This is a genomic window from Marinomonas aquimarina (assembly GCF_900089755.1).
Classification (GTDB): Bacteria; Pseudomonadota; Gammaproteobacteria; order Pseudomonadales; family Marinomonadaceae; genus Marinomonas; species Marinomonas aquimarina.
In genome coordinates this window covers 45,393-66,539 of sequence record NZ_FLOC01000012.1, presented here as the reverse complement: position 1 = coordinate 66,539, position 21,147 = coordinate 45,393, and the positions used below count along the sequence as shown (strand labels likewise).

The following is a 21,147-nucleotide window of genomic DNA, read 5'->3' as shown; positions in this document are numbered from 1 at the left end:
CTAAAACGATTACCAATAAAAAAAGGCGAGCCCCTTAACAGGGACTCGCCTTTTCTAACTTAACAATCAAGTGCTTCACACTAAGCGCTAGATTATAGACCTAGAGCTTTTGCGTGATGCGCTAGATGGTCATCGATGAAGCTAGAGATAAAGAAGTAGCTGTGATCGTAGCCAGACTGACGACGTAGTGTCAGCTCGTGACCTGCTTTTTCACACGCTTGCTCAAGCGCTTCAGGCTTAAGTTGCTCTTCTAGGAAGTTATCCGCTTCACCTTGGTCAACCAATAGTGGTAGACGCTCAGATGCCGTTGCGATCAACTCGCACGTATCCCACGCTTTCCACGCTTCACGATCGTCACCTAGGTAACCGGTGAACGCTTTCTCACCCCAAGGACATTGCGTTGGGTTCGTGATCGGTGCAAACGCTGACACTGACTGGTAACGGCCAGGATTCTTCAGGGCACAGATCAAAGCACCGTGACCACCCATAGAGTGACCTGAGATTGAACGCTTGTCTGTTACTGGGAAGTGTTCTTCAACCAGTGTTGGCAACTCTTTTACCACGTAGTCGTACATGTGGTAAGTGTTTGAGTATGGCGCAACGGTTGCGTTCACGTAGAAGCCAGCGCCAGAACCAAAGTCGTAGCTTTCGTGCTCGCCAGGGTAATCTGTACCGCGTGGGCTCGTGTCTGGCATAACGATCGCAAGACCAAGCTCTGCCGCTTTCTTAAACGCACCCGCTTTTTGTGAGAAGTTCTCATCAGTACAAGTCAGGCCCGACAACCAGTACAACACTGGTACATTCGCGCTTTCCGCTTGAGCTGGCAAAAAGATGGCAAATACCATGTCACCTTTTACAGATAAGCTTTCGTGACGGTAGCGTTTCAACCAACCGCCGCTAACTTTCGTGCTCGATAAAAGTTCCATATATCCCTCTTAGATCAGTAAAAAAAGCCCATCCTATAGATGGGCTTTTTTAAGATGATTAACGCTTATTTTGCGTCGAACTCGATTACAGTACGGATACTTTCACCTTCGTGCATTAGGTGGAAAGCTTCGTTGATGTCTTCAAGTTTCATTTTGTGCGTCACGAATGGGTCGATTTCGATCTTACCGCTCATGTAGTCTTCTACGTAGCCTGGAAGTTCAGTACGGCCTTTAACACCACCGAACGCAGAACCACGCCATACGCGACCAGTTACTAGCTGGAATGGACGAGTAGAGATTTCTTGACCTGCACCGGCTACACCGATGATGATCGACTCACCCCAACCTTTGTGACAACACTCAAGTGCTGCACGCATAACGTTTACGTTACCGATACATTCGAAAGAGTAGTCAACACCGCCGTCAGTCATCTCAACGATCACTTCTTGGATTGGCTTGTCGAATTTAGATGGGTTAACGAAGTCAGTCGCACCGAATTGCTCAGCCATTTCGAATTTAGATTCGTTTAGGTCGATCGCGATGATGCGAGAAGCTCCCGCTAGACGTGCACCTTGGATACAAGATAGACCGATACCGCCAAGACCGAAGACAGCAACTGTCGCGCCTTCTTCAACTTTTGCAGTGTTTAGAACCGCACCGATACCTGTTGTTACGCCACAGCCAAGTAGACAGATTTTGTCCATTGCTGCTTCTTCGTTAACTTTTGCCAAAGAAATTTCTGGTACAACGCTGTACTCAGAGAACGTTGAACAACCCATGTAGTGGAAGATTGGCTCGCCGTTGATGCTGAAACGGCTAGTGCCGTCTGGCATAAGACCTTTACCTTGAGTCGCACGAACTGCCTGACATAGGTTAGTTTTGCCAGATTTACAGAACTTACACTCACCACATTCAGCTGTGTAAAGTGGGATTACGTGATCGCCTACTTTAAGAGAAGTAACGCCTTCACCAACTGCTTCAACGATACCCGCACCTTCGTGACCTAGGATTGCAGGGAAGATACCTTCTGGGTCTTCACCAGAAAGCGTGAATGCGTCAGTGTGACATACACCTGTTGCTACCATGCGAACAAGTACTTCACCCGCTTGTGGATCTTGTACTTCAACTTCTTCGATTTTAAGAGGTTGACCTGGACCCCAAGCTACGGCCGCTTTACATTTCAACATTGTGAACTCCGTTTTAACTTAACAGTTAGTGAAACAAGTGCGCGTAGTGTAATACCAAATAACTATTGCGATAATACTTATTTTAACAAATCATTATTGTCATACAGCAACAATCAGGATCCACCGCGCATGAAACAATGGGAAGCCATGGAAGCTTTTGTGGAAGTTGTCCACCAAGGAAGCTTTTCCAAAGCCGCCAGCCGCCTTGATGTGTCCGCCTCACACGTGAGTCGTTTGATCACACACCTCGAGCAGCGTTTAAATACCACCTTATTATTTCGCACCACACGTAGCATTCGCCTGAGCGAAGCGGGCGAGCGTTTTTACCAACATTGCCGAGACTTGCCCAACACGCTGGCCACCGCCGAAGAAGCCGTGAGCGCATTAAACCAAGCACCGATGGGGACGTTACGCATTACCTGCGCCACGACGTTTGGTGAGCGCTACCTTGCGCCATTATTGAATGACTTTTTACTGCAAAACCCGCAGATGGATCTGGATTTACACCTGACCAACCGTGAGGTCGACCTAATCGAAGAAGGCTACGACTTGGCCATTCGTATGGGGGCGTTACGTGATTCTAGTCTATTATCGCGGCGTTTGTGTGACCGAGCAGAATACCTGTGTGCCTCACGCGAATACGTCGACCAGCATGGCATCCCGCACACCTTGGCAGAGTTGAATAAGCACCAGTGTTTGATGGGCTCTAAGACCCATTGGGTGTTTAGCCAAAACGGCCAACGTCGAGAGGTAAAAGTCTCTAGCCATTGGCGCAGTAACTCGGGTCCGGCTCTACTTGATGCGGTGCGTCGTGGCCTTGGCATTGCCCAGTTGCCTGACTATTACGTGAAGGATGATTTGGCATCGGGTAAGGTAGTCTCCCTGTTACCCCAGTATCAATATCCCTACACCGGCGTGTGGCTGGTTTATCCGCGCGCGCAGATGCCATCCCCTAAGCTGAAGTCGATCTGTGATTATTTGATCGAGCGCTTTGCTAAGGAAGATATCTTTGGCAGTTGGAGTAAGCGGCCTTAAAACTTTTCTGGGGGACTATTCCATGCAATTCAATAGACTCGCGCAATTCTTCATTCCTCGACCGCGAAGTGCAGGACGCAACAAATACCGCGATGGCATGGATGCCATAGAGCGGTAGAGACGTCTATTAAACGCATGAAACAGTCCTTGCTGGTTTTTTCTCAGATTTTCAAGGGGTCAGATCCCTTATACGCATGATGGTGTTGAATTGACAGGCTGTATCTGTGTAGAAGGGATCTGACCCCTTTTCTGCATTCGCTTTTCCTAATGGAGCCTCACGCTTGTGGCTACATATCAAAGGTTTTATTTTTCATGGAGCCAATCACTTTAGCGGGATTGCCGCCGAGGATTTGATTACCTTCAAAAGAAGAGACAACGTTTGCTGAGGCGGAGACGATGGTATTGCTGCCGATGGTCACGCCTTTGAGGATCATGGCGTTGGCGCATACCCAGACAGAATCACCAATCGTTATCGGTGTATCTGGATTGAGACGACGGCCCTGCTCATCGGTGACGGCATGAAAGTCGGTATCCATAATGACGGTACGCCAAGACACAAGGCAACCATTGGCAATAGTGATCTTGTTTTGGCAAGTAATGCTGCCCTCTCCACTGAAGGTCACTTTATTGCCAAAGCTCAGTGCACCAGCCACAAACAACTTACAGCCAGTACCGATTCTGACATCATGGCCAAAGCGCACAGAGCCGCCTTTTTCCAGACTCCAGATAAAACGTGAGTGCTGGCTATCAGCCACTTGCACCTGACCAAAACCCAATCTGATTTTTCCGGTTTTAGCATTATCAGGTAGGTAGACCTTGCCTTTTAACCGATTGAATTTAGTACGATGGCTGACAATCACAGGCAGCTTAATCGCCTGCTTAAAAGGGAAGTAATAGAAGTTAAAAAATACGGTTTTCGGAAGGCATCTAATATAGTGATAAAGCTTTTTTAACGGTTTCACGTCCCATTCCTTTGTACACAGGCCCTATGAGCGATGGCCAATTTTCCTTACACAATCCATTCAGTAAGCATTCACTTAACTTACAGTCAGCGCATTATATACCTAATTCCTCTCAAGGGTCAGATCCCTTCAACAAAGATACAGCCTGTTAACTCAACACCATCATACAGCTAAGGGATCTGACCCTTTCAATATTCTCGGCCTTGATCTAAGTCCCAATCTAATCATTCCTGCTTGAAGAAATAACATTGGCTTATTATTTTAGAGTTATCTAATTAAAAATAAGGGAGACAATGATGCGCCAAGTAGATGTTGCAATTGTCGGAGCCGGTTCAGCGGGCTATACCGCGTTGGGCTTGGTGAAACAGCACACGGATAATTTTGTGCTAATCAATGAAGGTTGGTACGGCACCACCTGCGCCAAGATCGGCTGTATGCCCTCCAAGGTGCTGATTCAGATAGCCGATGACTTTGACCGCCTGCAGAAAATGGCGGTAGAAGGTATCGAAGGCTTGGACAATGCTCACGTTAATGGTGCAGCGGTGATGCAGCGCGTGCAAACCATGCGCGATGCTTTTGTTGAGAAGACCATTGCCCCATGGCAAAAGCTACCAGCCGAACAAAACCTCAACGGCCGAGCGGCCTTTGTTGACCCGAATACCATAGAAATCACCTATCGTGATGGACGCACCGAATTGCTACAAGCCAAGCAATACATCCTCGCCCCAGGCTCCCGTCCTGTGCTGCCCGAGCCGTGGCAAGACATGCCTGGAGTCGTCACCTCAGACACCTTCTTTGAACAAGCCAGCTTGCCAAAGAAAGTCGCGGTGATCGGCCTCGGCGTGATTGGTTTAGAGCTGGGCCAAGCCATGGCACGCTTGGGCGTGGAAGTGATGGGCATTGAAATGGCTGACACCATCGCCGGCATCAGTGACCCTGAAGTGTTAAACAAAGCGCTTGAGCTGATCGGCCATGACTTCCCTCTCTACCTTGGCCAAGCGGCACAATTAGAACAAACCGACAACGGCATTCAAGTGAGCTTTGGTGAACACAGCGTCGAAGTGGATCAAGTGCTGGCAGCCCTCGGTCGTCGCCCTAATCTTGATACGCTAAACCTTGCCAGCGCAGGCATTTCCTTAGACCAACGCGGCATGCCAGACATTGACCCAAGCACCATGCGCATCCAAGACAGCAATATCTTTGTCGCAGGCGATGCCACAGGGCAAAAAGCCATCCTTCATGAAGCAGCGGACGAAGGTCGCATCGCTGCATACAACGTGATGCAAGCTCTGCAACAAGGGGACGCCAAACATTATCAAGCACGTACAGAGCTTGGCATGGCTTTCACGCACCCAAATATCGGCTTCTTTGGTCAACGCTTTGATCAGCTGGATCCTGAAAACATTGTCATCGGCACCTATAACTTCAATATGCTCGGCCGGCCACGGGTAATGCAGGAGTTTGAAGGCTTGATTCGCCTCTATGCCGATAAAACCAGCAAACGCTTACTCGGTGGGGAAATGATCGCGCCGCGAGGTGAGCACTTACTGCATCAGCTGGCGTGGGCGCATCAGCTCAATGTCGAAGTGGCGGATATCTTACGCTTACCCTTCTACCACCCGAATATCGAAGAAGGTGTGCGTGTGGCGCTTCGCGAGCTAGCCAAGCAGCTATATGACGAGCCTGTGGAAGAAGTGGTGCAGGCCTAACCCAAAAACGAGGGTTGATAACCCTCGCTTTATTGGCTTTTACGCTGCACGTTATAGGTTTTCATTGCACCTTCGATTTGGCTTTCTGGGGTGGTGCTATCAGGGAATAAACTATAACTGGGTGCCATGACTTTGGCAGAGGACTCGACCTGGATGGCAAAGATATTCTTGATCGGAAAGCTCTCTCCCGCTAACACTTTTAGTGCGCTCAAATACTCCAGCCAATTGTTGTCTTCTGACGTGATGACTTGCGCCGTCCCCTTCACCTTAAAACCACGTTGCTCGAAGATCTCAATAAAGGACACACATACCTTAGGGTTGATCAAAATATTACGCTCGCTTTCAGGCGAGGCAATATTGGCGATCAACAGCAAGTCGTTATTGATAAAGGTATAAATCTCTTTGGGTGAGACATTTGGCGTCGCGTCCGCAGAGACGGTAGCCAGCCAGCACAATACGCTTTTTTCCGAATAATCGAGAAGGTCCATAGATGCTCCGCTCTCGCTCATGACTGATGCGCTGCAAAGTAGCGCTTTTCCTGCTCTAAGATACGTTCACTGTTAAGGGAGGCCAAGCTGATATCCGCTGATGCGGGCAACATACCAATGGTTTGTAAATGCAGATAACGCATGGCACAGACGCGCAAGAAGGACGTGAAGTTATCCAGATCGTGTCCCGCTGCCAATGCCTCATGGTTAAGCTTCACGATCATCTGCGCTAGGGATAACTGATCCCGTTGCGCGATTTCCTCTAACGTAAACCAGAAGATATTTTCCAAACGGATGCTGGTCACCATGCCATCAATACGCACGGAGCGAGTGGTGTTTTGCCATAGGCTGGGGTCTGAGTTCACAAACAGCTTGCACATAACATTATCCTGTCAAAATCCCTTAACAACGTAAAAAGATACGCAGACAGAACAGGTTAGCTGATTTTTTCGGAAAGTCAGAGGGAGTAGCCACTATTTTACAAAATAGTTCATACCCACTCCCCCCAATAATACGGAGAAAGATGTAACTAGCGGTTTAGCAAAGTATAGAACTGCGCCAACCACGCAGGGTGTGCAGGCCACGCTGGCGCCGTGACCAAATTACCATCCGTGATCGCTTGATCCACTGGGATATCAGCATATTCACCTTTCGCAAGCTCTACTTCTGGCTGGCACGCTGGGTAAGCGGAACACTTCTTGCCGTCTAACACACCCGCCGCCGCAAGCAACTGGGCGCCATGACAAATCGCTGCTACTGGCTTATCCGCCTTAAAGAAATGCTGCACCATGGCAATCACCTCTTTATTCAAACGCAAATACTCCGGCGCACGACCTCCAGGAATCACCAAAGCATCATAGTCTTCCGTCTTAATCTCACTAAATGTCGCATTCAACGCGAAACGGTGACCGGGCTTTTCGGTGTAGGTTTGATCGCCTTCAAAATCGTGGATCGCCGTCGCTACCGAATCACCGGCTTTCTTATCAGGGCACACCGCATCCACCTGATGACCGACACTTAACAATGCCTGAAACGGCACCATGGTTTCGTAGTCTTCCGTGAAATCACCCGTGATCATTAAGATTTTTTTACCAGACATGATGTTTCCTCCAATCGTGTTTGCAACAGGGATTAGTTGTAGCAGTTAGCGCGGCGTGGGAGGTATTAATGGGTTGTTACATAAAACAGCTCATGTTACATGTCCTATATATTGTACAACTATAAGACAACACCTATACTTGTACCGTAAACTGTACATATTGGAGATACCATGCGAATCGTATCCTTTACTGAAGCGCGCAATAACCTAAAATCAGTACTCGACACTGTTGTAAACGATGCCGATACCGCCGTGATTACAAGACGAGACGCTGAAGATGCAGTGGTCATGTCGCTTGAGCATTACAACAGCCTAATGGAAACCGTGCATCTACTTCGCTCACCGGCAAACGCGGCACACTTAGATCGCTCCATCGCACAATACAAAGCAGGCAAAACATCACAAAAGGATTTGATCGATGACTGAACGACTCTTGTCATGGACCGACGAGGCTTGGGAGAGTTATGTGTACTGGCAGACCCAAGATAAGAAAACACTCAAGCGAATCAACAAACTGATTACCGATATCAAGCGATCGCCATTTGAGGGAATGGGAAAACCAGAACCTTTAAAAGCTAATCTTTCAGGCTTCTGGTCTAGGAGGATTGATGATACCAACCGACTGGTTTATGCCGTGGATGATGAGGCAGTGACGATATTGTCATGTCGGTATCATTATTAGAGTTCAATCCACAAGCTTCGCAACCGCTGCGCTATTAACATCATCCAGCCCTTGCAAACTCGCTCTTACGCTTTCCCTATTCGCCTGAGGCTGATTTTGACTGGCTTTTAGCTTACCTGTGAGTGACTCGATTCTAATCTCTATCCCTACAATCGCTTTCACTAAACGGTCGGTAAAATCAGTCGGGGCATCCGCCACAGACCATGGCTCTTCCATACTTGCTTCATGCTGATCGGTTAACTGGTGTAAGTGCTGTTTAAGCCAATCAGGATCTTGAATAACCTGAGCTTTCCCTTGCACATGCACCGCCAAATAATTCCATGTTGGCACCACACGGCCCGTTTCAGCTTTCGTCGCATACCAAGATGGGGAAATATAGGCATTGGGCCCCTGAAATACCGCAAGCACCTGAGCACCATCCTGAATACGCTGCCAAGCAGGGTTGGCACGGGCTAGATGGCACTGTAGTTTTCCTAGAGAGCTATCTTCATTGACCGCTAAATAGAATGGAACATGATTCGCTTCAATGCCTTCAGCATCAGAGATAATCAAAGTGCCACAGCTATAATCACGTATGTATTGTTGGAGTACTTGGTGGTCTTCTTCTTTGAAGTGGGTTGGTACATACATCCGTGTGTTCCTTGGTGTGGGTGGCTTTAAAGCTGATCTTAATATCACTCTAATTTTTATGAATCCCTCTCTCTGGAGAGGCTACGTTTTGGGCCTTGCAGTAAGCCAAGACCAAATATAAACACAACTATTGCAGGAAAGCCCAACAAAACACCAAAGAAATGCTGATAGTCCGATGGCATTGGACAGCAACCGTAGGGCTCTACAACCCATAGAAAACTAAGGCAACACAATGCCCATCCTGAGCACACAACAACAAATGACATCAACTTATGCATGCTTAACAAAGAAAACTCTTCGTCTGGTGTACCTTTATGGAAGCGGAAATATCCAATGCCAAGAACCGCGGATACGGCACTTACTATTCCTGTTATTCCATTAATTAATTCCCAATCCATATGATGCTCTTATTAACTTTCGAACCTAGTTAATTTTTTATCTGACCCTAATTATCTTGGCACCCTGACTACCTCTAACTTGGATGTCTGAATTATCATCCGTTTTCAAAACGATCAAACCAAGTAGCGGATAGATCACTTCACTCAAGTTAGGAGCATGATGCTCTAATCGTTCTACAACACAAAAAAATACTCTTTTAACAGCTCAAATTGATTAACTTTTACTACCATATTTCCTCCTGCCTTACATAGTAGCCCTAACGCCCGCATTTTCGGATAGTTTGGATCGCAGCTAAAAGCAGTCCGACAACATACGCTTGTTATATGTCAGTACTACAACCCGTAAAATTTTGCAATTGCTGTCGCGAGTAAGCTACCAGCAGCCCCTACACTTACCGCCCAAGAGCCATTTGCAGCCTTTGAAGTCATCTTTCCTATCCAGTTACTAACCTTTGGACCAAATGCCCCACTTTCTCTTGCTTCTGGATCTTCAGTGATAGCTTTTTCTAAAGATTTGATATCTTCTTCTGCAACATCTTCCTGCCTAAAATATTTCGCCAAAGAATCAAAGTTTCCTGGTGTTACTGTCATGGACATTGATTGGCTTATATGCCCACCAGAGACATCACCTAAGACACCTTGGAAATTTTGTATGCTAATAGCTGATTGATTCTTGCTAGCAATTGCCTTTTCCTCAGCAGAAAAACTAATTCCATCTCCCAAAATCCCTCTAGCTTCAAGCTGTAGCGCCCAGTCTAATAGCTGGGTTCTAACCTGCTCCAACACACTTTTCACCTGATTACTTCCTATGATTCGTGTTGGTTCCAGCTGAGCAAATCCACCTTGCATCCTCATTAAGGCTGCTTTTTGTTCAGGTGCAAATGGAAACGTTAACTGATTTTTACTGTTAGACTTTGAAATCAAGTGCTGAAGCGATTCAACAGACTCAAAAATTTTAACTTCACTAACCACTCTTGCCAGCTCACCATCTTCAATAATAAATGGCTGATAACCATGATAAGGGTTAATCACTTTTAGCTGTGACCCAATTATTCGATACCTCGGAATATCTTCTTCCGACTGATAGCCATTTAATTCTGAAATGACCCACGATTTAAAGTCCTCCAATCCGAGCTTTGATGAAATAAGCAATGCTTTCCGTAGAAGGTCAGGTAAATGATTTTGACTATCAGATGCCATCTCTTGTAGTTGTATAACAATAGGAGTTTTCATCAATCTTCCTCTGACATATAACGCTGCGTTAAAGGACCGGAACTGCGTAGCAGTGGAGGTCCCAAGGAGCGCAGCGACTGATTTTGAACGCCTTGTTATAACGTTTTATAGTAACCATTATGTGAAAGCTGCAACGTACGTAACAGCGGATATTGCTCTGGTATAGCATTTTTAGCAACAATCCCACAGCCAATAACCTTTTGACGAATTTCAGCCATAAGCTCATCAATGGATATGATTTTTCCACCTGCAAGTTCATCTCTACCTTTGGGATGTGATATGAGAACGGCAACTTGCTCAACTTCCATACTTGAATCAAGCCACGTAAAAACCTTGCTAAAAATATATTTCCTAGCGGCATTGAATTTTTTCGTAAACCTTTCTTCCCGTGTAGCCCATGAGTGGGCATCAACTGAGGGCTCGATATGAATCAAGTGTCCGGTATGCGGATCAAAAGCGATTACGTCCAACTCCATTTCCCAACCACCGCGACTTAATCTGCCGACCTTGATATTGCGCTTTATCAAGTAGCCCTTCCAGTCGTAGTACTCGGCAATTAAATTTTCTAAATGTGACATGACTTCCTTGAGTTATAACGCCCCGCTCACCGGTAAATTGGGAGCGTAGCGATAAATTTAACCGTGTGCAGCGGCTTGTTAACACTACACATTACAATAAACAATTGGGATTGCATTCATATCTTTTACGGCATGTGCAAATGAAGACAAAATCCATAAGAGTTGGACTATATGCCCTCTAACAGGTGTACCAGCTTGTATTTTCCTAAATTCAGCTTCAACAGCAGACTTTGACAAAAAAGAACAACTCAAAATACATTTTCGATGCAACTTATAATCTTTCAATAGACCATCCAAGTATGCATCCGCATCATTTGGATTTCCTTTTCTTATTCTATTTATGTTTGTCTGAACTCTATTGTTATTGTAAGTATTGGAAAATGTCCCATTTATTCGTTCGATCATTTTTTCCTTATTGAAATACATATACCCTAGATTCTTGATTCCTTGCCCAACTACTTCATGGAGATTGCTCGCTGAGGTACTAATATCACCATGTTTTGAGTGTATAAAGCTAATGCTTGAATCTTCTTTATTGAGGGTTATGTGGTCTGCCCACTCTATCCCGAAGTCATCGCAAAATACATAATCGTCACCTGCGTGTAATTGCTCAACAACACCGAACATTGAATCAGCATCAAATTCAGAGGAAGTATTTGTAAACTCTCCCTTTTCAGAAGTTACAGCTGCAATTTCATTTTGAGGCTGTAGTATTTCTAGAATGCTACTAATTTCCGAAATCCCCGATGAATCTTCAAAGCAAGACCCCATAAAGTACATAAATTTAGGGTCAGAGAAAGTTACGCTATAAAAACCATTTTTTACAATAAATTTCTGCAATGTCACATCTTTACCATTCTCCGTTACACGAAATTTGGTCAAGATCTTCGATGACAGTGTTAGAGTCTTTTCATTTTTTCTAAGCTTAGAGCAGCCTTCTCTTCCGACCACATTATGGCCGGAATCGAGCTCATAAACTTGCTCAAGAGCAGAAAATAATGAATTTACTATTCTGCTAGAAACTTTGATATTACGACCATGCGAAGCTTTATATAGAATTGGAAGTCTATCTTTTTCGATTCTTGCGTACAAAGGATTACTTTCTATTAGAATTGCTGATGGTTCACACATAGAAAGAACTTCAGCTAGCTCTACTTTCTTTGCAAATGATTCCAAAAAGCTATTGTTATCCGACGGGGTTTCAATTGAATCAACTTGCTCTTTGACCCAGCAAGCAATTTCGTCGAGAGTTTTACGCTGAGAGGATTCAACAATACGACCTGTTCCGGAAATAGTTTTAGTAATGGCTCCCTGCCTAAATTTCAGATAGTAGGGTATGGACCTTCCGGCTGAGTGAGTTGATAACAAGCCCTTCAAATCAGCAGCTTCATATGACCGAGCTCTCATTGCTCTCTCCGACACAGTCATATTTCGCAGAGCAAGCTTTTGAAATTCCACTTCGTCATCATTGAAAGTTGAACTAAGATCCCTGCTATCTATTAGAGTAAAATGCTCTTTTAATACATCCGAAATATTTGCGCAGCTTTTTTTAAATACAGCCAAATAATTTTGATATTCAATCAAAATTATAAACGCAAATACTCTATCTTCTAATTCCTCGTCGATAAAATATACAGGACGAGTGGATGGAAAGACTCTAATTGAGCACTTGTAGTTTATGTCCCCTTCATCGACTACTCTATCTGATCTAAACAAGTTGATTACATATTCTGAGTTAGCTTCCATATTATCGCTAGCTGCGCCCAAAATTTCGTTTAAGATTGAATCGTCAACGGCATTCTTTGGCACATAAAACTGAGCATTTTTTGTAAGTTCTAGTCTCTCAGGCAAACTTCAATACCTCCGTGTAGTGTTAACGCCCGCATTTGCGGTTTATTTGGAGCGCAGCGGAAAATAAATCCGGTAACATGAGCTTGTTAGTGCCCACAGGTAAGGCAAATCGAATATGTGTCGCTAATGACATTACCCGGGCACACTTCTTTGTCTTCGCTGCAATCGTTTCTGGAGACCTCATACACTGAATCACAAACCGGACAATAAAGACTTGAACAACTTACATCTCTTGACGTTAATCGAGCCAGCTTAAATTCAAAGTCAACGTCATGATTGGCTTCGTAGTGACATTCAGGGCAGAAATAAGCTCTTCTGCCTTTGTCAATTTTGAAATATTTCTTTGCTTGGGCCGGCGTGAGCAGATCAATTATTATCGATAGCTCTCTACATATTTCATTGCTTATGAAATCTGAGCTGCCAAGCTCCGAATTAGGGTGGTTTGATAGCCCCTCTTTACGAATTTTCGCCCAAGACTCGGATGGGAATAGCGTACTATGCATATAAAGCAGTGACTCTATAACCTCACTAAACTGCACATCTAGAGAAGTACTTAAAGAGTGCATTATGACGTTTCTCTTTTCCCTCAAATCATTAAATTTCTGAACAAAAGAAACATCTAACTTCTGATCTGAGAATGTATCAAGAACCCTAATTAAATCCTGAGCATCAAGAGTTCTAAATTTGCTAAATTCAATTGACTCGTAATCATATGGCGACGGCCATTTCGATGGGGTATCAGAGATAAGAAGATATGGGGAAATTTCACATATCCGGCCCTTCAAAAGAAACTCAATACCTTGCTGAGTAATTGCAAGTGCTGTATTGATCTGCCTGCTAGCTAAGCTCCAATACTCCTCTGACACTTCCTCTGGATCAACTCCAAAATACTCTGCATCATCCAGATTAAGCAATAACTTTGCAACTATATCCCATGAGAACACCAGTAGCTCTTTACCTGTTTTATAGAAGTCTTCATGTGTTGGAATATTAGAAATCATTCAAATCCTTGATAGCACTAACGCCGCATTCAGCGGCTTGTCCGCTGTAATGCTTTGTTATGCAAGCTCACGTTCTGCCAACGTTTTTAGCATATGATAACCGTCTATTGTTAACCCACTATCGAAAAAACCTTCATGCTCAAGGTCTTCGATATACCTTCTAGGCAAATCATTTGCTAATGAGTTGAATCTTTTGGTAACGAGTGATCGTGGAGCCTCCAATATTCTTTCTAGGCCAATTTTTCTCAAAACATGGGAGCGAGTAAAGTCTATTGCACCGCTGCTAAAATCAATACCCGATTTTAAATTTCGCTTTCTTTCTAATCTGTCCATGAACAATCGCTTGTTCATTTGGCTAAGTTCTTTTTGAGCTCCGGCCAGCTCCTCTTCTTTTTCCTGTAGCTCTGAAGTTATTTTTGATTTTTCTTCTTCCTGCAAATTAGATCTTTCAATGAGCTGGGCAATAATTTGGTTTCTTTCTTGAACCACTTTATCCATTTCACTTTTTCGGTTTCTATCTTCTTTTTCGTTTCTTCTACGTCATCGTTTGGCTTGCTACCATAATGTTGTAGCGAGTCTCGCATTGAAGTATATCCTTCATCGAGGTTTCTTAATCTTTCCCCAAACCCACTCTCAATTTTCACCAGAAGTTGAGCAATATCCTTCGTGAAATTGTAAGTATTGTCATAAAACGTGTTACTCGTTTCTGTTGCTTTAAAATAGAACAGTGCTGCTAGCGCTACTGAAAACAAGGCGAGTAAAAGAGAAAGTAACGTTGGAAAATCAACAGTGAGATTTATTGGGGTTAAATAGACCTTATAGGAAAACACACCAACTATTGCTAAAGTTGATATCGCTTTAACCCATTCCCAAAGCCCGATCTTGCTATTTTTTTTGTCATCTGACAATTTCGATTACTCCTTGTAGTGCATAACAGTTTAATAGTGCGCATGCTCGTTTACGCTGTGTCAGAGAACGCAAATAATGCTCTCTAACAAGCTGCTTTCACGCCACTTTTCAGGTTTATCCAATAACACTCAAAACACGAAATCGAGCATGCGCGATATATCATCTTTCCACAGCACATTATTCTGGCTGTCGTATTGCTTAATTATTGATCTTAATACACTTTCGCTGACGCTTCTATGACAAAGCGAGAAACTGAATAGCATTCAGATCATGAAAACAGGCACCTAATTTGCAGATGTAAAAATAAACTGTGTATTTATACAGATACAGACAATATATCCACAAGGATCGTGCGATACCCTCCAACCCTTTTACGAATCATCTACACAGTGTGCTACGAGTCCAAGGCTAGATCGGGCTGCAACAGCTCTCTTACAAAACTTCGGAGTAGAGAGAAAGAACCAATCGCCGGTCGGAGACGGCTCGTACGGGAGAGTTTGCGGGCTTATTAGCGATATCCCATGTGTTTGATTCACGCGCTCTTTAATTAAGACAAAGTCGGGGCCGAGGAACGAGGATTGCGCAAGCGAATTGAATTACATGGGATAGAGCCTTCAAAGCGGTTGATAAGCACCAAAGCTGAGAATTCTCATTGCCTGCTGAGCTGCTAAACCAATCAGGTTGGGACAGCCCTCTCACAAAATTAGGAGCTTCTGATTAACTGCGAAGCTGCTAGCCCTATCGCCGAGCGGAGTCGGCTCGTACGAGAGATTGCGGGCTTATTAGCGATATCCCATGTGTTTGATTCGCGCGCTCTTTAATTAAGACAACGTTGGGGCCGAGGTACGAGGATTGCGCAAGCGAATTGAATTACATGGGATAGTGCCGCCAAAGTAGGTCATAAGCACCGAAGCTGAGAATTCTCATTGCCTACGGAGCTGCTAGTCCAATCGGGCAGGGACAGCCCTCCCACAAAGGCGCAAGAGATTTTGTCGGGGCAAGGATACCCCTCCTACAAGGGAGTTTTGTGGTAGTATGCGGGCTTGTTTGGGTATGGTGGTGGTTATGATTGAGAAACAGGATTTGCTGGATATTGCGCGTCAGACGATGCCGTTTGGTAAGTACGAAGGTCGTTTGATCGTTGATCTGCCAGAAGAGTATTTACTGTGGTTTAACCATAAGGGCTGGCCGGAAGGTAAGTTAGGCCGTTGGTTGCAGCTGGCGTTGGAGGTTAAGGTGAATGGTCTGGAGAAGATCGTGGAGCCATTAAAGCTGCCTGAAGCGCCAAAGCCAAAGCAGCCGAAGGTGCAAATCCGCTTTGATGATATGGATTAATTCCCGCTGATATTGAACAAGGGCAAGGGAATTATTGCTTGCACCGCCACAGCAGCTTTCGTAAAGTTGCGCCACTTTTAAACGAACCCGATTCTTATTTACGATGAAACGCCGCTCTCATGTCTTTCTGATCCTCTGCTGGCTAGTGTACTTTGCCGTACCGCTAGTGAATGGCATTGGTCAAACGGGTGCGCAGCGAATCGAGATCTGTACCACCCTTGGCGTTGAATCCTATTACGTCTTTAGTGGTGATGCCTCGGACAAGGATAAAGCGAGCCAGCACAGTAGCTCGCATTCTTGTCCTTGTACCCATTTCTTTATGGACATCACCACAACGGCGTTGGTGTTCCATGCTCCCTCAAAGGCGTTTGATTATAGCTTCGCGCCGACTTCGGATGTGCTGGCGGTTACCCCACGTACCGTTCAAGCCCGTGCGCCACCTTTCGATCCTGCGTTGAGTAAAGATCAAAAACTAGCCTGATGCCCTGACCGCTGTTGGGGCATCGATTTTGTATGCCCTATTTAGTAGCAGGATTTCTAATGTTTGGTACAAAGGACTTTTATCGTTCCGTTTGGCGCTGGCACTTTTTTGCTGGTCTGTATGTGGTTCCATTTTTAATTATGTTGGCCGTCACTGGCTTAATGATGATCTTTGATCCGATCATCGAGCGCGCGTTGCACTCTGATTTATACAAGGTTGAGCAGGTCTCGGCTGAGCCGGTTTCCCTTGAAGCCCAATACCAATTGGTGGCAGAGCAGTACCCAAATAGTACGATTAAGCGTCTGTATGTTTCCGATGATGCCAGCGATGCGACCCGCTTCCAGGTTCTGGTTGGCGAGGATACGCGCTCGGTGTTTGTTGACCCTTATCGCGCTGAAGTCACTGGTGACATCAGCATTACCCAGTCTTGGTACACTTGGGCGGACGATACCCACGGTACTTTTATGTTGGGCTTAACCGGTGATTGGCTGATCGAGATCGCGACAAGTTTTACCATTTTGTTGATTTTGACCGGCGTGTATATGTGGTGGCCTAAGAGTGGACAATCTGCTTGGCAAGCCGCGACTCGTATCAGCGGTAAAGGCCGCAGTCTATGGCGTGACCTACACAGTGTGGTTGGGATTTGGGTGGCCGTGATTTTACTGTTCTTTTGCATCTCCGGACTCGCTTGGGCAAGTGTCTGGGGCGGTAAGATGGTACAAGCTTGGAGCACCTTTCCAGTTGAGCAAAGTGCGAAGAATGTCTCGTCGACGCTGACCCACGAGGACTTGAACCTAAAAGGTTTGAAGCAGATGCCTTGGAACCTTGAGCAAGCGCCATTACCAGAGTCCAATATGCCAGTATTTGGTCAAAATACCATCACCCTAGATCGTGTGGTGCGTGACGCTAAGAAGATGGGCTTTACCAAGTTCCAAGTGCATTTCCCTCGTGGAGAAAAAGGTGTCTTTACGACGTCTGCTAGCACCATGGGGCGCGATATTCATAACGCTTTGGACGATCGCACCGTGCATTATGACCGCTACTCTGGCGCGGTGATCACAGATGTGGGTTTTATGGATTACAACTGGTTTGCACAGTCGATGGCGTTTGGTATTGCACTGCATATGGGACAATTTGGCGTGTGGAACTTGGTGGCTTGCACTTTGTTCTGCTTAGCCGTGATCTTGCTGAGTGTGTCGGGGGTGGTGATGTGGTGGAAGCGCCGTCCTGCTAACGCGTTTGCGGCGCCGCCTATGCCGAAGGATCTCAAACGCTGGCAGCATGCGGTTTGGTTATTGTTGCCGGTCTCTTTACTGTTTCCGATGGCGACAGTGGGCATGATTGCTATTTTAGTCGTGGATGCTTTGCTGTTGCTGTCTATTCCTAAGCTACGCAAGGTTTGGGCTTAATCAATCGCCCGTACTAAAAGGTGGGCTGGAGGGGCTTGCATCCCCCAGCCCGTTCCATCGTCCGTGATGGAACATACTTGCTCTTTGCTTTTCGTTTACAGTCCGCCTTTGGTCAGATGGGCTGGATCCAAATGGGCTTCCAGTTCTTCACGGGTTAAGTCGGTTTCTTCTACTGCTACGTCAATAACGGGGCGTTTTTCTTTGTACGCTTTTTTGGCGATTTCCGCGGCATTGAGATAGCCAATGATCGGATTTAAGGCGGTGACTAAGATCGGATTTTTAGCCAAGGCTTCGTTGAGTTTGTCTTCATTCACACTCAGGGTGGCAATGGCTTTGTCCGCCATCAGTGTGCCTGTGCTCGTAAGTAAGTGGATACTATTCAATAAGTTATGAGCAATCATGGGCAACATGACATTGAGCTCGAAGTTACCTGATTGACCACCTATGGTAATCGCCGCGTCATTACCAATGACTTGTGCCGCCGCCATGGCGGTCGCTTCAGGAATCACAGGGTTTACCTTACCTGGCATAATCGAAGAGCCAGGTTGCAACGCTTCTAAGGTGATCTCACCCAGCCCAGCCAAAGGGCCTGAGTTCATCCAACGTAAATCGTTGGCGATCTTCATATAGCTCACGGCTGTACTTTTTAAAATGCCCGACAGGGCTACCGCGGTATCCTGGGAGCCGATCAAAGCAAAATAGTCGTCTGCAGGACTAAAGGTCACCTTGCTGATGGTGGACAGCTCTTCACAGATCAATTTAGAAAAGTCTGGATGGGCATTAATACCGGTTCCAACTGCGGTGCCCCCTTGAGCCAATTTGGTCACTTTCGCCAAAACAGCATTCAGGTTATCAATATTGTCCTGTAGTTGTGCCGCCCAACCATTGAAAACCTGGTCAAAGCGCACCGGCATGGCGTCCATTAAATGGGTGCGACCGGTTTTGGTATGGCCCTTGAGTGTCTGGCCTTTTTCTCGGATCGTATTTTTCAAGTGCTCCAAGGCTGGAAGTAAATGTTTACTGACCTCAATCGCCGCACTGGCATGGATCGCACTGGGGATGATGTCATTGCTGCTCTGGCCAAAATTGACATGGTCGTTAGCACCGACGCTCTCCCCTAATCGCAAGCTTGCCAAGGTGGCAATCACCTCATTGGCATTCATATTGGAGCTGGTGCCAGAGCCCGTTTGGAACACATCAACCGGAAAATGCTTCATCAATTCAGGGTCTTTGAGCAGCTCTGCACAGGCTTGATCAATGGCATTTGCCATGGGCTCACTGAGGCAATCGAGACGTAAATTCGCTCTCGCTGCGGCTTGCTTTAGGCTGATCAAGGCATGAATAAAAGGTTCTGGAAGTGATTGCCCACTTACTGGGAAGTTATTAATCGCGCGCTGAGTCTGTGCACCATAGAGGGCATATTCAGGGACTTCGAGCTTACCCATACTGTCTGCTTCAATTCGGCTATTCATTTGCTGACTCCCATTTGCTTGCTCGACATAAAGTAGTGACTCAGGGCACGCAGTTCATGTTCTAACTGGAAGTATTCCACGGCATCTTGGTCCGTGATTACAAAGCGTTTCAGTTGCGTCAGTGGACGATGAATCGAATCCAGACACAGCTCACGCCAGTGCATCGGTACTGCCGCATCGCACACGGTCTCAAGCAATACGCGAAACACGCGCTTGTAGAGGTCATACGCCTCAGAAATCCCTAACTGTTCCGCGTACGTCTCACTGGTGTCCAAATATTGGTGCAACACTTTGGGTGAATCGGATGCCACACCACGTTTAATGGTTTGCTCAATAACAGAGAACGGAACGATGTGATAAGTCATGACTCAAGCCCCTTTGATGCAAATGATAATAATTATCAATTAATCATTGAGAGCCAACTTTGTCAAGCAACGGTTTTTAAGTTTTACCCATTTAGCTTGGAACACAACTGGCAAAAATGCATGTAAATCGAGCGAAATAACGGCAAAGTACCGTGGATTTTCCCGTTTAATGGGGCTATTTCAGGGGAAGTAAGGGAAGTGAAAAGATTTCAGGAGGGGGTGAAAAGCTTGCCGTCGATCAATAAAATCGACGGCAAGTGGCAGTGCTTAGTGGTGGTGACCACCGACGCCGTGCGCATGACCGTGAGCGATTTCTTCTTCTGTGGCGTCACGTGTATCAACGATTTGCACAGAGAAAGTTAGCTCTTTGCCCGCTAGTGGGTGGTTAAGATCCACGGTTGCGTGCTTCAGGCCAGCTTTAACGATAGTGACTTGGCGAACGCCTTGGTCAGTACGTACGTTAGCGACCATGCCTGGCTTCCATTTTTTCGAGCCGTGTAGGTGCTTCACAGGGATCTGTTGCGTTTTATCTTCCTGACGCTCACCGTAACCTTCAGAGCAAGGTACCGTCACTTCAAACTCATCACCTGCGGCTTTACCGACCATGGCTTTTTCAAGACCTGGAATGATGTTGCCGTGGCCATGTAGGTAAGCCAAAGGATCGTTGCCAGCAGAAGTCTCGATTAGAGTGTCGCCTTCACGAAGTGTGTAGTGGAATTGCACCACTGTGTTGTCTGCAATAGACATATGTTGTCCTCATTTCAATTGTCGGGGGTAGGCTACTCTTCCGCCCCCTGTGCGCCTAAAAAATCATAAACTCAATGCTGTCCTCGGTGATCACGATGTCTTTTACCATTCTTGCTGCGGCTTTCTCGGCCGTGGAATGGTTCAACACATACACCGGATGGGTATCGAAGTAACGCGCCAAAGCGCTTTCGAAATCTTCATGCAGTGACCCCAATGTATTGCGGAACATTTGATCACTGATACTGTTGCCCTGCACAGCAATTTGCGTCAACTTCGCGCCCACTAGGTAAACGCGGTCTTCTTCGATACGTAAGCCCGATTCAAACGATGGGTCCAGTTGTGCCGTCATGCTCATATCTTGACCAAAGACGTTTAAGGTGCCACGAATATCAGTTTTCATGTTGACCATCACCAAGCCACCATCGCGTTCGGTGAGGTCTATAATGGCTTCCTTAATCAGCAAATCAAGGTTTAGAGTCGATTCTTCTAAGGTCAACTGAATGATATCGGGCTGACTGGTCACCAGTCGTTTGGCAACCTCGGCATTCAGCTCCTGTTCACTGACACTCATATCCGAGCAGCCCGACAGCATCACGGCCACCGCAGCACCCACCAACCAGCTCAATTTCTTCTTCAACATATACAATCTC

Annotated in this window: 25 protein-coding genes; 7 read left to right on the top strand and 18 right to left on the bottom strand. The window is 46.0% G+C overall.

Annotated features, from left to right (window positions below; all coding sequences use genetic code 11):
* Window positions 1-92 precede the first annotated feature (92 nt).
* The gene (gene fghA / locus MAQ5080_RS10990; protein ID WP_067210019.1) at window positions 93-926 is read right to left on the bottom strand and encodes an S-formylglutathione hydrolase; all 834 of its coding nucleotides are present in this window, start codon (window positions 924-926) and stop codon (window positions 93-95) included.
* A gap of 65 nt (window positions 927-991) precedes the next feature.
* Window positions 992-2,110: an S-(hydroxymethyl)glutathione dehydrogenase/class III alcohol dehydrogenase gene (locus MAQ5080_RS10985; protein ID WP_197464610.1), complete on the bottom strand. Its 1,119-nt coding sequence runs from the start codon at window positions 2,108-2,110 to the stop codon at window positions 992-994.
* Between the two features lie 132 nt (window positions 2,111-2,242).
* Here MAQ5080_RS10985 and MAQ5080_RS10980 point away from each other — a divergent pair, with 132 nt between their 5' ends.
* Window positions 2,243-3,148 carry a LysR family transcriptional regulator gene (locus MAQ5080_RS10980; RefSeq protein WP_067210024.1) on the top strand — a complete coding sequence of 302 codons (906 nt, stop codon included), beginning with the start codon at window positions 2,243-2,245 and terminating at the stop codon, window positions 3,146-3,148.
* A gap of 287 nt (window positions 3,149-3,435) precedes the next feature.
* Here the strand turns inward: MAQ5080_RS10980 and MAQ5080_RS10975 are convergent, their stop codons facing one another.
* The gene (locus tag MAQ5080_RS10975; protein WP_067210027.1) at window positions 3,436-4,110 is read right to left on the bottom strand and encodes an acyltransferase; all 675 of its coding nucleotides are present in this window, start codon (window positions 4,108-4,110) and stop codon (window positions 3,436-3,438) included.
* A 293-nt stretch (window positions 4,111-4,403) separates the two neighbouring features.
* Here MAQ5080_RS10975 and MAQ5080_RS10970 point away from each other — a divergent pair, with 293 nt between their 5' ends.
* Window positions 4,404-5,819: a dihydrolipoyl dehydrogenase gene (locus MAQ5080_RS10970; RefSeq protein ID WP_082861087.1), complete on the top strand. Its 1,416-nt coding sequence runs from the start codon at window positions 4,404-4,406 to the stop codon at window positions 5,817-5,819.
* 29 nt (window positions 5,820-5,848) lie between these two features.
* On the opposite strand, the gene MAQ5080_RS10965 is transcribed toward MAQ5080_RS10970, so the two are convergent.
* From MAQ5080_RS10965 to MAQ5080_RS10955, 3 genes are all read right to left on the bottom strand, one after another.
* Entirely contained in the window at window positions 5,849-6,307 is a 459-nt protein-coding gene (locus MAQ5080_RS10965; RefSeq protein WP_067210030.1) for a pyridoxamine 5'-phosphate oxidase family protein, read from the bottom strand.
* A gap of 17 nt (window positions 6,308-6,324) precedes the next feature.
* Window positions 6,325-6,687 (bottom strand): ribbon-helix-helix domain-containing protein, encoded by a 363-nt coding sequence (locus MAQ5080_RS10960; RefSeq protein WP_067210033.1) that lies wholly within the window; start codon window positions 6,685-6,687, stop codon window positions 6,325-6,327.
* Between the two features lie 149 nt (window positions 6,688-6,836).
* The gene (locus MAQ5080_RS10955) at window positions 6,837-7,406 is read right to left on the bottom strand and encodes a DJ-1/PfpI family protein (protein ID WP_067210036.1); all 570 of its coding nucleotides are present in this window, start codon (window positions 7,404-7,406) and stop codon (window positions 6,837-6,839) included.
* A 171-nt stretch (window positions 7,407-7,577) separates the two neighbouring features.
* On the opposite strand from MAQ5080_RS10955, the gene MAQ5080_RS10950 reads away from it, so the two are divergent.
* Together MAQ5080_RS10950 and MAQ5080_RS10945 are read left to right on the top strand one after the other, a co-directional pair.
* Window positions 7,578-7,832 carry a type II toxin-antitoxin system Phd/YefM family antitoxin gene (locus MAQ5080_RS10950; protein WP_067210039.1) on the top strand — a complete coding sequence of 85 codons (255 nt, stop codon included), beginning with the start codon at window positions 7,578-7,580 and terminating at the stop codon, window positions 7,830-7,832.
* Window positions 7,825-8,088 (top strand): Txe/YoeB family addiction module toxin, encoded by a 264-nt coding sequence (locus MAQ5080_RS10945; protein ID WP_067210041.1) that lies wholly within the window; start codon window positions 7,825-7,827, stop codon window positions 8,086-8,088. The genes MAQ5080_RS10950 and MAQ5080_RS10945 overlap by 8 nt, the downstream gene beginning before the upstream one ends.
* Window positions 8,089-8,091: 3 nt before the next feature.
* Here the strand turns inward: MAQ5080_RS10945 and MAQ5080_RS10940 are convergent, their stop codons facing one another.
* From MAQ5080_RS10940 to MAQ5080_RS17520, 8 genes are all read right to left on the bottom strand, one after another.
* Complete coding sequence (locus MAQ5080_RS10940; RefSeq protein ID WP_067210043.1) at window positions 8,092-8,718, bottom strand: FMN-binding negative transcriptional regulator; 627 nt, start codon at window positions 8,716-8,718, stop codon at window positions 8,092-8,094.
* Between the two features lie 56 nt (window positions 8,719-8,774).
* On the bottom strand, window positions 8,775-9,116 hold the full coding sequence (locus MAQ5080_RS17420) for a hypothetical protein (RefSeq protein ID WP_067210046.1): 342 nt from the start codon (window positions 9,114-9,116) through the stop codon (window positions 8,775-8,777).
* A gap of 333 nt (window positions 9,117-9,449) precedes the next feature.
* Window positions 9,450-10,349, bottom strand: a complete 900-nt coding sequence (locus MAQ5080_RS10935) for an AbiTii domain-containing protein (protein WP_067210049.1) — start codon at window positions 10,347-10,349, stop codon at window positions 9,450-9,452.
* Between the two features lie 95 nt (window positions 10,350-10,444).
* Window positions 10,445-10,927 carry a hypothetical protein gene (locus MAQ5080_RS10930; RefSeq protein WP_067210053.1) on the bottom strand — a complete coding sequence of 161 codons (483 nt, stop codon included), beginning with the start codon at window positions 10,925-10,927 and terminating at the stop codon, window positions 10,445-10,447.
* A gap of 84 nt (window positions 10,928-11,011) precedes the next feature.
* Complete coding sequence (locus tag MAQ5080_RS10925) at window positions 11,012-12,778, bottom strand: hypothetical protein (protein WP_067210056.1); 1,767 nt, start codon at window positions 12,776-12,778, stop codon at window positions 11,012-11,014.
* Window positions 12,779-12,864: 86 nt separating this feature from the next.
* Window positions 12,865-13,779, bottom strand: coding sequence for a hypothetical protein (locus MAQ5080_RS17415; RefSeq protein ID WP_067210059.1), 915 nt, complete (start codon window positions 13,777-13,779; stop codon window positions 12,865-12,867).
* Window positions 13,780-13,836: 57 nt separating this feature from the next.
* Window positions 13,837-14,217 (bottom strand): hypothetical protein, encoded by a 381-nt coding sequence (locus tag MAQ5080_RS17525; protein WP_197464607.1) that lies wholly within the window; start codon window positions 14,215-14,217, stop codon window positions 13,837-13,839.
* Window positions 14,190-14,687, bottom strand: a complete 498-nt coding sequence (locus MAQ5080_RS17520; RefSeq protein ID WP_197464608.1) for a hypothetical protein — start codon at window positions 14,685-14,687, stop codon at window positions 14,190-14,192. The genes MAQ5080_RS17525 and MAQ5080_RS17520 overlap by 28 nt, the downstream gene beginning before the upstream one ends.
* A gap of 1,066 nt (window positions 14,688-15,753) precedes the next feature.
* Between MAQ5080_RS17520 and MAQ5080_RS10910 the strand changes: the two genes are divergently transcribed.
* The 3 genes from MAQ5080_RS10910 (at window position 15,754) to MAQ5080_RS10900 (ending at window position 17,913) form a co-directional block, all read left to right on the top strand.
* Complete coding sequence (locus MAQ5080_RS10910) at window positions 15,754-16,023, top strand: DUF3820 family protein (protein ID WP_067210217.1); 270 nt, start codon at window positions 15,754-15,756, stop codon at window positions 16,021-16,023.
* A gap of 103 nt (window positions 16,024-16,126) precedes the next feature.
* On the top strand, window positions 16,127-16,504 hold the full coding sequence (locus tag MAQ5080_RS10905) for a hypothetical protein (protein WP_067210062.1): 378 nt from the start codon (window positions 16,127-16,129) through the stop codon (window positions 16,502-16,504).
* A 59-nt stretch (window positions 16,505-16,563) separates the two neighbouring features.
* Complete coding sequence (locus MAQ5080_RS10900; protein WP_197464609.1) at window positions 16,564-17,913, top strand: PepSY-associated TM helix domain-containing protein; 1,350 nt, start codon at window positions 16,564-16,566, stop codon at window positions 17,911-17,913.
* A gap of 95 nt (window positions 17,914-18,008) precedes the next feature.
* Here MAQ5080_RS10900 and MAQ5080_RS10895 read toward each other — a convergent pair whose 3' ends face one another.
* The 4 genes from MAQ5080_RS10895 to MAQ5080_RS10880 form a co-directional block, all read right to left on the bottom strand.
* Window positions 18,009-19,385, bottom strand: a complete 1,377-nt coding sequence (locus MAQ5080_RS10895; protein WP_067210067.1) for a class II fumarate hydratase — start codon at window positions 19,383-19,385, stop codon at window positions 18,009-18,011.
* Window positions 19,382-19,750 (bottom strand): hypothetical protein, encoded by a 369-nt coding sequence (locus MAQ5080_RS10890; RefSeq protein WP_067210074.1) that lies wholly within the window; start codon window positions 19,748-19,750, stop codon window positions 19,382-19,384. Before MAQ5080_RS10890 ends, MAQ5080_RS10895 begins: the two co-directional genes overlap by 4 nt.
* A gap of 267 nt (window positions 19,751-20,017) precedes the next feature.
* Window positions 20,018-20,497, bottom strand: a complete 480-nt coding sequence (locus MAQ5080_RS10885) for an FKBP-type peptidyl-prolyl cis-trans isomerase (RefSeq protein WP_067210075.1) — start codon at window positions 20,495-20,497, stop codon at window positions 20,018-20,020.
* A gap of 55 nt (window positions 20,498-20,552) precedes the next feature.
* Window positions 20,553-21,137, bottom strand: a complete 585-nt coding sequence (locus MAQ5080_RS10880) for a DUF1439 domain-containing protein (RefSeq protein ID WP_067210076.1) — start codon at window positions 21,135-21,137, stop codon at window positions 20,553-20,555.
* Between the last annotated feature and the right edge of the window lie 10 nt (window positions 21,138-21,147).